Source organism: Collinsella aerofaciens (assembly GCF_028209395.1).
Classification (GTDB): Bacteria; Actinomycetota; Coriobacteriia; order Coriobacteriales; family Coriobacteriaceae; genus Collinsella; species Collinsella aerofaciens_AZ.
This window is the reverse complement of the sequence record NZ_JAQLDQ010000037.1, coordinates 1-11,014: the sequence shown is the minus strand read 5'-3', so window position 1 is coordinate 11,014 and position 11,014 is coordinate 1. Positions and strand designations below refer to the sequence as shown.

Below are 11,014 nucleotides of genomic sequence, written 5' to 3'. Positions count from 1 at the left end.
AGGCCCCGCCGACCGATTGCAAGCGGTCGGCGGGGCCATTGTGGCTCTTGACAGCGGATTGGGTCATATGAGCGAAAACCCGCCAGGGCGAGCAAGGTACCTTCAAGCAAAATGGCGCCGCAGGTTGAGCATAAGTCAGCGAGCGAGCCGCATTTGAGACAAGGTGACGTGAAACGAAAGGGCGCTGACCTTTCGGTCGCGCCCTTGAAGTTGAACGTCAGATTGTCCAAATGCGGCCCGCGCAGCGTCGGCCCGTTACGGCGTTTGGCAAAACGCCGTAACCCCTACGGACGCTGGCCCATGCCGCCCTCGAGGGTGACGGTCTCGCCGTTCATATACTTAAAGTCGGGGCCGCAGAGCTGAACGACCACGCGGCCGATCTCCTTCTCGACGTCGCCGTAGTGGCCCGCCGGCGGCATGTGGACGTTGGCCTTGAACGCCTCGGGATAGGCATCCTGGAAGTTCTCGAGCGCAGCGGTCCAAGCAAGCGGGCAAACGATATTGACGTTGATGCCGTCCTTGCCCCACTCGTTGGCGGCGACGCGAGTCAGGCCGCGGATGCCCTCCTTGGCGGCAGCATAGCTGCACTGGCCGTAGTTGCCAAACAGGCCGGCGCCCGAAGCAAAGTTGACCACGGAGCCCTTGGTCTCTTTCAGGTGCGGATAGGCCTTCTGCATATACAGATAGGTGGCGTACAGGCCGGAGTAAATGGCCAGGTTAAACTGGTCCATAGTGTGGTCGGCGATGGTCACACCCGAGGCACTGGCCTGAGCGTTGTTGACGACGGCGTCGATGCGACCGAACTCCTCAATCGCCTTGTCGATAACGTTCTGCACGACGGCCTCGTTGTCCTGGCCGGCGGAGACATCGGCCTGAACAGGAAGAACCTTGACGCCGTACTCAGCCTCGAGAGACTCCTTGGCGGCCTCGAGCTTGGCGACGTTGCGGCCGGTGATGACGAGGTTCGCGCCCTCCTTGGCAAAAGCGATATCGATGCCGTAACCGATAGAGCCAGCGGAGCCGTCCTTGAGCGTGGCCTTGCCGCCGCCGGTGACGATCACGGTCTTACCAGTGAAAAGTCCCATACAAAGTCCTTTCAAATCGCGACGGGCCCGCCCGTCGACTGCGCGCATCCAACTTCACGCGCCAAAAGCTGAAATGCAACTTTAGCGGGTTCAAGTGAATAGAAAAGGCCTCGCTAGGCGAACGGCATAACGTCTTTCGGCGAAGGGATTGTCAAGTACAAACTGGATAAAGTGGCCGAGTTTTTGTTAACGCAACGAGTCATCGAACACGTTTTGAAACTTTGCTGCGGGGCGCGGGATGTCGGCGCGAGACTTTATCATAGGGTGACAAACAACGATGAGGAGCACATGCCTATGACAGACGAGCTGGACCCCCAGACTCAACAGCATATTGATGATTCAGCAGACGTCGCCGCAGATACTGACGCTGCGACCTGCAATGATACCGACATCGACGACGCCACTCTGGATAACGGCGCTGCGACGGAAATCCCTGCGGCCGAAGATGCCGACGAGCAAAACGACGATTCGGCCGCTCAGGACGACGCCCCCGAAAAGGACGCCGCTCCGCAAGCAGCGGGCCCCATCGAGGTGTCTTCGGAAGAAGAGCTCGACGCCGTCATGGACTCCATGATGGATGCCGTCAAAGCGATGAAGGATGCTGTCGCCGATGCCGACGTTGACGCCGAAGAGGAAGAGGCTGCCGAGGCCGCCTCGACCTTTGTACCCGGCGAGACCCCGGTTGCCGACCAGGGCAGCACCATGCCCTCGTTCCTGCAACTCGAGCACCCCACGATCGGCACCGACGCGGTCGACCCGCACGCAGCGGGCTTTTCCGTGATCGAAGGCGGCACCGGCAATATCGCCACGCCGCAGACTGCCGATACGAATGCCGCCGAAGCCGCGCACCCGACCACCACGCATGCCCCCGCCACGAGCCGCGACCTGGGGAGCGCCGTCTCAAACACCGCTAACGCCGTGGGCACTTTTATCGCCCAGGGCGCGTCGGCCATGCGCGAGATGAACGCCGCAAAGAAGGCACTCGCCGATGCCCGCGCCCACCTGTCCGAGCTTGCGCAGCGTATCGCCGACCAGGCAGAGGAGCTCGAGACGCGCCAGGACATCGCAGGCCGCTACGATCAGATCATCGCCGACCAGCGCCAGGCAATCGCCACGGCACAAAAGACCGCTGCAGCAGCTGAAATTAACCGTGATGCCCATGCCGCCAAAGCGACGGAGCTCAAGGGCCAGCTCGAGCAAATGAAGGCAGAGGACGATGCGACCGAACTCCGCCTGAAGGCTGCACTCGACGCCGTGGAAGCCCGCGAGGCGAGCTCGCGCGAGACCGGCAACCGCCTGGTTCGTCGACTCGAAGATTCCAAGCGCATCCGCGACAAGGTGAAGGCTGAGCGCGATACCGGTGTCGCCGCCGCACGACAAACTGCCGATGCTACGCGCGCACAGCTCGAGACCTTGCGTCGCGAGTATGCCGAGCTGCAGCGCAACCCTTCGGCAAATCCCGCCAATTACACCGTGCGCACCAGCGAGTTGTCTATGCAAATCTCCGACGCTGCCGACGCCCTCCGCAAGGCCGAGGAAGACATTCCGCGCGTGACCGCCGATCTTGAGCATTCACTTGCCGCCGCCGAGCAGGCCGTCGAGCAGGCACAGGCTCCCATCGCCGACGCTAAACGCGCGCACCAGGCCGTAACGGCCGAGGCAGATGCCGCGCGCGACGAGCTGCAGTCCGCAAAAACTGCCGCCGCGACGCGCCAGCGCGAGCTGCGCGAAAAGATCACCACGCAGGACAAGGCACGCCGCGAGCAAGAGCAGGCCATCGCAAACGCCCGGGCAGATGCCGCGCATGCGCAGTCGATTATCGAGCAGGCGACCGAGGTGCACGACCATCCCGAGATCACCGAATCGCTCGCCGGGTCCTTGGCACGCGACAAGGCCGAGCATACCGAGACCGAGCGCGAAGTTGCCCAACTTGAGGCCGCCGAAGACGACGTGCGCAAGCGAACCCGCGACTCACGCGTCAAATTCACCGGAGCCATCGTCTGCATCATCGCCGCAATCCTGGTGATCATCGCAATCTGGCTGTTCATGAGCAAGTAAACCAGTTGCCAAAAACGCCCCAACGCAGTTGCGGTGAGATAGTTCCTGTTTAGCCCTCAAAAAGGCCAATTCAAGCACTATCTCACCGCAACTTTTTGGTGCAAAGGGGTCAGGCTACTTTGCACCAACTTGGTGCATATAAACCAGTCCCCATTGCGCCAACAACGTTTGCCCAGATAAAACCTGCCAAAATAAACCTGTCCCTTTTTGGCAGGTTGAACCACGGCAACGCCAATGTTTAGGCGAAGTCAGCGAAAACGCCCCTAAGCGAGCAAGGTGACGTGAAAGAGGAGGGCATTGACCTTCTGGTCATGCCCGACGATTGAACGTCAGATTGCCGCTTAGGGGCGTTTGCAGCGTCGGCCGGTTACGGCGTTTGGTAAAACGCCGTAACCTACTGAATGAGCATGGCGTCGCCAAAGCTAAAGAAGCGATAGCGCTCCTCGATAGCAGCGGCGTAGGCATCCATGATCTGGTCGCGGGTGGCCAGCGCACTCACGAGCATCATGAGCGTAGAGCGCGGCACGTGGAAGTTCGTGATCAGCGCGTCGACCACGTGATAGGTCGAGCCAGGCATGAGGTAGAGCTGCGTCGTCGCGTTCTCGCGCACCACGATGTCACCGCGGCCGAGCGTATCGGCCCCGTCCTCACGACCCTCAAAATAACGCGCTGTCACGGCCGGATCGGACACCGGGGCATCCGCGTCAAAGGCGCTCTCGAGCGAGCGCACCGCGGTGGTGCCGACGGCGATCACGCGATGGCCCTCGGCCTTAGCCTTATGCACGGCATCGACCACCTCCTGCGATACGTGGTAGCGCTCGGTGTGCATGACGTGCTGCGTGGGGTCGTCCTCCTCCACCAGACGGAAGGTATCGATACCCACCTCGAGCTCAACGGCGGCAAACTTCGCGCCCTTGGCCTCGATAGCCGCCATGAGCTCGGGCGTAAAGTGCAGACCCGCCGTGGGAGCGGCAGCCGAGTGCTCCTCCTTCATGGCATAGACGGTCTGGTACTTCTCGGGATCGCCTTCGTAATCGGTAATGTAGGGCGGCAGCGGCACGTGACCGGCGGCGTGAATGGCCTCGTCGAGCGTGCGCGGCTCGCCGGCGGCATTGCAACCGGCCGGCTCAAAGCGCACCAGACGGCCGCCGCGGCTATCGGTGACAAAGTCGACGACCTCGGCCGTCAGCACCACGGACGCGCCCTCGGGCGCATGGGCGCCACCGGCGCGATACTCAATCTGAGCACCGGGCTTCAGGCGCTTACCCGGCTTGACCAGGCACTCCCAAACGTGGCCCAGCGGGTCAACGTCCTCGCGGCGCTTGAGTAGCAGCGTCTCGACCACGCCGCCCGAGCCTGCCTTGCGACCGATCAGGCGGGCCGGCATCACGCGCGTCTTGTTGATGACGAGCACATCGCCCGGCTCGATATAGTCGATGATGTCGCGGAAGATGCGGTGCTCGACGGTGCCGCCATGCTCCAGCGGCGTTCCTGCCTGGGAGCCTTTGCGATCCACCACCAGCAGGCGGCAGGAGTCACGCGGCTCGGCAGGAGCCTGGGCAATCAGTTCCTCAGGAAGGTTATAGTCAAAATCATCGGTACGCATAGACACGTCGGATTCTCCTTATATAGCTAAAGTCCGCTCTACATCCTAGCAGGCTAACGTCCCAAATGAACTACTTTTTGGCGGCTTTACGCTCATCGCGGATGCGGGCGCGGTCCATGGCCGCCTCGACGGCCGAGAAGCGGCAACCACAGTAGTTCTGCCGATACATGCCAAGCTCGCGCGAACGACGCGTGGCCTCGGGGTAATACGGGCGAAAATCGCGAATGACCGGGGTGAGCCCATGTGCCGCTGCCAAGCGCTCAAGCGCGTCATTACAGGTATCGAACAGCTGATACGGCGAGACGGCGAGCGTCGTACCCACAAACTCAAACCCGTGCTCCTGGGCCACGCGGCACGCCTCGGCCAGACGCAGGGCATAGCACGCGCGACAGCGACGGGGCCGATCGGCACCCAGCGGGGCCACGCCGGCCTCCCAGCGCTCGCGATCCTCGCTTGCCTCAATGAGCTCGATGCCGCCGTCGGCACACCACCGGCGCAGCTCGTCCAGGCGGCGCTGCCATTCATCGCGCGGCTGAATATTGGGGTTGGTCCAGCAAATCGTGGGCTCAAACCCCTCCTCGCGCAGCAGGCGGACCGGCTCAAGCGAGCACGGCGCACAGCACGCATGCAGCAGCAGCGGCTTCATGGACATCTCCTCTCCCAGAAAAATCATCCCAAAAAGACTACCTTGCGAAAAAGCGAACGCCAAAGGACGTGTCCTCGCAGGCGACAATGCGGCGGTCGCGCAAAATGGTCCGCACGTAATACCAGTCGCCCACACATCCCGACAAATGCAAGCCAGCCGCCAGGTAGCACAGCAGCGGATAGCCCAAACATGTAAACCCCAGGGCAAACGCCGCCGTCACAATAACCGTCGGCGCCAGGCAAACCGCCATGTACCGCCGGCGCGAATACACAACGCCCTCGGCGCAGGCGTAAATCATGCAGGTTTCGAGATTTGCTCCGAAGGTCACCCGAGCAGCAGCAGGCGCAAACAGCTTAAAGAACACCGCATGCACCAGCTCATGGACACCAAACGACGCCGCAGAGACGACCGCCAAGCCGACTATCCAGCCCAAGACCGCCGTCCAGCCGCCCGCGTCAGCAGCATCCAGGTCCGCAGGCCCGCCCAGCAGCATAAACAACGGCGCCAGGCACACGGCAAATGCACCAAGCACTGCCATCCCCCACACAAAGCAGGCGTGCAGAAAATCCTCGTCCTCAAACGCATGTATGTTGGAAATCTCATTCATAGCATCTTAGGATAGCGCCCCTGCCACGTACCCGTCCGCATGTGCGATAATGTCGAACGATATGCACGAATTGACCACCGCGTCGCCAGGCCTTGCGCCCGGCCGCGCTCTCACCATATGCGAAGGAGTCCCATGGCATCCAAATACTCCATGAACGACCGTCCCAGCTGGCCTCGCCGCGCCATCGTTACCGCCGGCGAGCCCTACGGCAACAAGGGCCTTCACTTTGGCCACGTTGGTGGCGTCTTTGTCCCGGCCGACTTCTTCGCCCGCTTCCTGCGCGACCGTCTGGGCCGCGAGAACGTCATCTTCACCTCGGGCACCGACTGCTACGGCTCGCCCATCATGGAGAGTTACCGCAAGCTCAAGGAGAACGAGGGCTACGACAAGTCCATCGGCGAATATGTCGAGTCCAATCACTCCCGCCAGGCCGCGACCCTCAACAACTACAACATCAGCTGCGATATCTACGGCGGCTCGGGCCTTGAGCCGGCGGCCCAGATCCACAACGAGGTTACCGCCGAGATTATCGAGCGCCTGCACGAGCAGGGCACCATCTCCAAGCGCTCCACGCTGCAGTTCTACGACGCCAAGGCCGGCACATTCCTCAACGGCCGCCAGGTCATCGGCCGCTGCCCCATCCAAGGCTGCAAGTCCGAGAAGGCGTACGCCGACGAGTGCGACCTGGGTCACCAGTTTGAGCCCGAGGAGCTCATCGCGCCCAAGAGCCAGCTCACCGGCGAGGTGCCCGAGCTGCGCCCGGTCGACAACCTCTACTTCGACCTGCCGGCCTACCTCGACTTTATGAAGACCTACACCGCCAAGCTCGCCCAGAACCCGCAGGTTCGCTCCGTGGTCTCCAAGACCATGGAGGAGTGGCTGCTGCCGGCACAGCTCTACATCCAGAACAAATTCCGCGAGGCCTTCGATGCCGTCGAGGACCAGCTGCCCGAGCACACCGTGCTGGAGCCCGAGGGCAACAAGAGCAGCTTTACCGTCACCTTCCCCAGCTGGAAAGAGCGCGACGACGCCCACGCGGTGCTCGCCAACGGCGGCGTGCGCTTCCGCAGCGGCAAGGCGCTCGTGCCCTTCCGCATCACCGGCAACATCGACTGGGGCGTTCCGGTGCCCGAGGTCGATGGCGTCTCCGACGTCACCTGCTGGTGCTGGCCCGAGAGCCTGTGGGCGCCCATCAGCTACACCCGCACCGTACTCGCCCGCGACGCCCGCGCCGCCGGCGTGACCGAGGGTGTCGCCGCCCAGGACGCCGCCCTCATGGGCAAGCCCGCCGCCGATTCCACGCAGGTCCCCGCACCCACCTACCAGCACAGCTCGCTCGATTGGCGCGACTGGTGGTGCTCGGACGACGCGCAGATCTATCAGTTCATCGGTCAGGACAACATCTACTTCTACTGCATCGCGCAGACCGCCATGTGGGAGGCCTTGGGTTGGGACCTTACGCAGAGCACCGTCAGCGCCTGCTATCACCTGCTCTACATGGGCAAAAAGGCGAGCTCGTCCTCGCAGACGCCTCCCCCGCCGGCAGACGACCTGCTCAACCACTACACCTGCGAGCAGATGCGCGCGCACTGGCTGTCGCTCGGCCTATCCGAGAAGCCGGTGAGCTTTAGTCCCAAGGCATACGACACGCGTGTGACCGGCAAGGACAAGGACGGCAACGAGGTGCGTGCCTGCGACGACAAGCGCGTTATCGATCCGGCCCTTAAGGAGAGCGCGCTGCTGACCGGCGTCTTCAACCGCCTGGCCCGCAGCTGCTTCTATGGCGTCGCCATCAAGGAGGGCGACGAGAGCCCCTATCGCAACGGCTGCATCCCCGCCGGCGCCGCCTCCGCCACCGTGGTCGAAGCCGCCGAGCAGGCAGCTCTCGCCTTTGAGCAAGCCATGTACAAGTTCGAAACGCACCGCGCGCTCGCCGTGTGCGACGACTACCTGCGTGCCGCCAACAAGCGCTGGAGCGACGCCTCCAAGGCCGCCAACAAGCTCGAGGGCGAGCCGGCCAATGCAGCAATGACGCAGGCCCTCGTCGACGCCTTTACCGAGCTGCGCGTGGCGACCGTGCTCATGCACGGCATCGTCCCGGCCGGCTGCGAGCTCATCTGCGAGTACTTCGACGTCGACCCGGTTGCCTTCTTTAGCTGGGATAACATCTTTGCCTCCACGGACGAATTTGTGGAGAGCCTGGGCGAGAAGCCCGGCGAGCACCGCGTGAAGCCGCTGCCCCCGCGCTTCGACTTCTTCAGCAAGCACGAGAGCCAGTACTAGGCAACCGGCAGGGCCTAGGTGGAACAGGAAGGAAAGACGGATGTCCAAGCCGCGTCGTCGTAAGCAGATAAAGCAGGTCAAGGCCGAGCTCAAGCTTAGGCAGTTTGCCGCTACCGAGCTTTCCGACCAGCTTGCCGCCCAACACTCCGCCGCCGACCTGCCGCGCTTTATGATCGACACGGTCGCCGGCGCCTATGCCCCCACCGATGCCGAGCTCATGATTGAAGGCTTTGGCGCCGCGGCCACACGCCCAGTCACGCTGCGCGCCAACACGCTCAAGGCGACCGCCGAGGACATCGCCGCCGCACTCGACGCAGCCGGCATCGCCCACCGCCCCGTCGCATGGTACCCGGACGCTTTCATCCTGCCCGAGGCCCAGGTTTCCGACCTATGGGACCTCGACATCTACCGCGACGGCAAAATCTACTTGCAAAGCCTGTCGTCCATGATGCCGCCGTTGGTCCTGGGCGCCCAGGCAGGCGAGGACATCCTGGACATGTGCGCAGCCCCCGGTGGCAAGACGACGCAGATCGCCGCCCTCACCCAGGGCCAGGCTCATCTCACGGCCTGCGAGATGAGCATTCCCCGAGCCGAGAAGCTCGAAGCCAACCTCCACCGCCAGGGCGCCAAAAACGTGCCCGTCATGCGTATTGACGCACGCGAGCTCGACGAGTTCTTCCGCTTTGACCGTATCCTGCTCGACGCTCCCTGCACCGGCACGGGCACCGTCATCAGCGGCAACAAGAAGAGTCTGCGCGGCCTCACCGAGCAGTTGCTCGGCAAGTGCGCCCGCTCGCAGCGAGCACTTCTGGATCGCGCCATGGGAGCCCTCAAACCGGGCGGCACGCTCGTCTATTCGACTTGTTCGATCTTGCCGCAGGAAAACGAGGACGCCTTGCAAGAGGCCCTCGACAAGCACATGGACTGCGAGCTTATCCCCCTCGATGGCACGCCGAGCGAAAGTGAAAAGCGCCGCGCTCAGGAAGCTGGCGAAGAGCCGCGCATCGAGAGCAACGCCCTCACCGAGGCCATCGCCGCCGGCCACGTCTCATCCGTCGCCAACGGTATGCCCGGCACGCTGACCATTCCGCCCAGCCGCGACTTTGAGGGCTTCTACATCGCCCTGATCCGAAAACGCAGCTAGCGCACGGATTCAAAACTCAACAAACTATCTCTGTGCGCGCTTGTCCTGCTGGTCACGGTGCTGCTTAAGTGTCTCGCGTTCCTTGCGCTCGGCTCTTTTGCCTTTAATGGCCGTAACCACAAAGTAGATGACCGCGGCGGCTACGATTGCGCCCACACACAGGCCAATCGAGCCCAACATTGCTGTGAATTCCATTCCGCGTCACCTCTCTTTTAAACGGGACTTTCAAGATAGCACCTCAATACCCGCCACCACAGCTCCTTCACGTTCGCCGGCCCTTCGGTCTAACGGATGGCACGGCGGGGAAAAATCAACTCGTCAAACGATTTAGCAAGTACAATGCTGCCGGCACCCTGCCGGCCGTCATCACATAGAATCGAGCCTCCATGGATACCCTCAACGACCTAAACGAGCGCGTCGACGCCTTTGTCGGCACCAGCTCCTTCGACACGCCGGTCACGGCAAACGACCAAGCCCCCATCGATGTTCCCGCCGAGGTTCACGAGGACATCGTCGCCTCGGTCGATTTTTCCGAGGTCGAGCTCACAGACGAGTTCACCGAGCCCCAGGTAGCCGTGACCCCCAACGGACTGCTCCCCATGGAGCCGCTGCCCATCGACGGGCGTTTGCGAAAGGCGGCCCTCCGCATGCCCGACGAGATCGAGGAGGCCAGCGGCTTTACGCTCTTCGGTCGTCGCATCAAGTCGCTTATCTACACCACCGACGTCGCGGTCATCCGTAACTCCAACGCCGATGCTGTCTTTGCCGTTTACCCCTTCACGCCACAGCCGGCCATTACGCAGGCGCTGTTGACCGTCGCCGAGTGCCCGGTCTTTGTAGGCGTGGGCGGTGGCACCACCACCGGTAAGCGCTCCGTGCAGATGGCAGCCGTCTCCGAGATGCAGGGCGCGGCGGGCTGCGTGGTCAACTCCCCCGCCACTGCCGAGATGGTCGAGCACATCACCAACATCGCCGACATCCCCGTCATCGCCACGGTCGTTCGCTGCGACGACGATGCTCACGCCAAAGTGCGCGCCGGAGCCAAAATCCTCAACATCGCGGCCGGCAAGAACACGCCCCAGGTCCTGCGCGAGCTGCGCGAGCACTATCCCAACCTGCCGCTCATCGCACCGGGCGGCAAGACGCCCGAGAGCATCCGTGAGACCATCGCCGCCGGCGCCAACGCCATCATTTGGACGCCGCCTTCGGCCCAGCAGCTGCAGACCGACATGATGCAGCGCTACCGCAAGATGAAGGAAGACGCCACGCCTGTCATCTCGCGCGACGATGTGCCCATTATCGACCAGGTCGCCGCCGCCGAGGTCAGCCAGGTCGAGAATATGAATCCCGACGTGCCGATTCCCGACGAGGTCATCGAGCGCGTCGCTTCGATCCACGATCATATCGAGGAACGTCGCGCCAACCGCGGACTCAAGCCCTCGCTGCACGGCTTCTTCTTCCGCGGAAAGAAACGCTAACCGCAACAGCAAGGCCCGCCCCGCAAACAATGAACTGCCTCCCATTTCTTGGACATGAGAAATGGGAGGCTTTCTTTATGCGCGTTGATTTGAGAGTGAAGCATGAT

At 62.7% G+C, this 11,014-nt stretch carries 9 protein-coding genes; 4 read left to right on the top strand and 5 right to left on the bottom strand.

Annotation, left to right across the window (positions count from 1 at the left end; all coding sequences use genetic code 11):
* Positions 1-284 precede the first annotated feature (284 nt).
* Positions 285-1,085, bottom strand: coding sequence for an SDR family NAD(P)-dependent oxidoreductase (locus tag PMW67_RS09415; protein WP_006235414.1), 801 nt, complete (start codon positions 1,083-1,085; stop codon positions 285-287).
* A gap of 294 nt (positions 1,086-1,379) precedes the next feature.
* Here PMW67_RS09415 and PMW67_RS09410 point away from each other — a divergent pair, with 294 nt between their 5' ends.
* Positions 1,380-3,143 (top strand): coiled-coil domain-containing protein, encoded by a 1,764-nt coding sequence (locus PMW67_RS09410; protein WP_271739655.1) that lies wholly within the window; start codon positions 1,380-1,382, stop codon positions 3,141-3,143.
* Positions 3,144-3,537: 394 nt separating this feature from the next.
* On the opposite strand, the gene queA is transcribed toward PMW67_RS09410, so the two are convergent.
* The 3 genes from queA to PMW67_RS09395 all read right to left on the bottom strand — a co-directional run bounded on the left by queA (position 3,538) and on the right by PMW67_RS09395 (position 6,002).
* Positions 3,538-4,749 (bottom strand): tRNA preQ1(34) S-adenosylmethionine ribosyltransferase-isomerase QueA, encoded by a 1,212-nt coding sequence (queA, locus tag PMW67_RS09405; protein ID WP_271739658.1) that lies wholly within the window; start codon positions 4,747-4,749, stop codon positions 3,538-3,540.
* A 70-nt stretch (positions 4,750-4,819) separates the two neighbouring features.
* Positions 4,820-5,395, bottom strand: a complete 576-nt coding sequence (locus PMW67_RS09400; RefSeq protein ID WP_271739656.1) for an epoxyqueuosine reductase QueH — start codon at positions 5,393-5,395, stop codon at positions 4,820-4,822.
* A 37-nt stretch (positions 5,396-5,432) separates the two neighbouring features.
* Positions 5,433-6,002, bottom strand: a complete 570-nt coding sequence (locus tag PMW67_RS09395) for a DUF3267 domain-containing protein (protein WP_271739654.1) — start codon at positions 6,000-6,002, stop codon at positions 5,433-5,435.
* 132 nt (positions 6,003-6,134) lie between these two features.
* Between PMW67_RS09395 and PMW67_RS09390 the strand changes: the two genes are divergently transcribed.
* Both PMW67_RS09390 and PMW67_RS09385 read left to right on the top strand, forming a co-directional pair.
* A complete protein-coding gene (locus tag PMW67_RS09390) occupies positions 6,135-8,285 on the top strand; it encodes a methionine--tRNA ligase (protein ID WP_271739652.1) in 2,151 nt (716 codons plus the stop codon).
* A 40-nt stretch (positions 8,286-8,325) separates the two neighbouring features.
* On the top strand, positions 8,326-9,429 hold the full coding sequence (locus PMW67_RS09385) for an RsmB/NOP family class I SAM-dependent RNA methyltransferase (RefSeq protein ID WP_271739651.1): 1,104 nt from the start codon (positions 8,326-8,328) through the stop codon (positions 9,427-9,429).
* A gap of 24 nt (positions 9,430-9,453) precedes the next feature.
* On the opposite strand, the gene PMW67_RS09380 is transcribed toward PMW67_RS09385, so the two are convergent.
* Entirely contained in the window at positions 9,454-9,624 is a 171-nt protein-coding gene (locus tag PMW67_RS09380; protein WP_158571045.1) for a hypothetical protein, read from the bottom strand.
* 191 nt (positions 9,625-9,815) lie between these two features.
* Here PMW67_RS09380 and PMW67_RS09375 point away from each other — a divergent pair, with 191 nt between their 5' ends.
* Positions 9,816-10,907 (top strand): beta/alpha barrel domain-containing protein, encoded by a 1,092-nt coding sequence (locus PMW67_RS09375; RefSeq protein WP_271739648.1) that lies wholly within the window; start codon positions 9,816-9,818, stop codon positions 10,905-10,907.
* The last annotated feature ends 107 nt before the right edge of the window (positions 10,908-11,014 follow it).

Coding starts and splice junctions, on each gene's coding strand:
- PMW67_RS09415 (WP_006235414.1), bottom strand. CDS start 1,085: ATGGGACTTTTCACTGGTAAGACCGTGATCGTCACCGGCGGCGGCAAG.
- PMW67_RS09410 (WP_271739655.1), top strand. CDS start 1,380: ATGACAGACGAGCTGGACCCCCAGACTCAACAGCATATTGATGATTCA.
- queA (WP_271739658.1), bottom strand. CDS start 4,749: ATGCGTACCGATGATTTTGACTATAACCTTCCTGAGGAACTGATTGCC.
- PMW67_RS09400 (WP_271739656.1), bottom strand. CDS start 5,395: ATGAAGCCGCTGCTGCTGCATGCGTGCTGTGCGCCGTGCTCGCTTGAG.
- PMW67_RS09395 (WP_271739654.1), bottom strand. CDS start 6,002: ATGAATGAGATTTCCAACATACATGCGTTTGAGGACGAGGATTTTCTG.
- PMW67_RS09390 (WP_271739652.1), top strand. CDS start 6,135: ATGGCATCCAAATACTCCATGAACGACCGTCCCAGCTGGCCTCGCCGC.
- PMW67_RS09385 (WP_271739651.1), top strand. CDS start 8,326: ATGTCCAAGCCGCGTCGTCGTAAGCAGATAAAGCAGGTCAAGGCCGAG.
- PMW67_RS09380 (WP_158571045.1), bottom strand. CDS start 9,624: ATGGAATTCACAGCAATGTTGGGCTCGATTGGCCTGTGTGTGGGCGCA.
- PMW67_RS09375 (WP_271739648.1), top strand. CDS start 9,816: ATGGATACCCTCAACGACCTAAACGAGCGCGTCGACGCCTTTGTCGGC.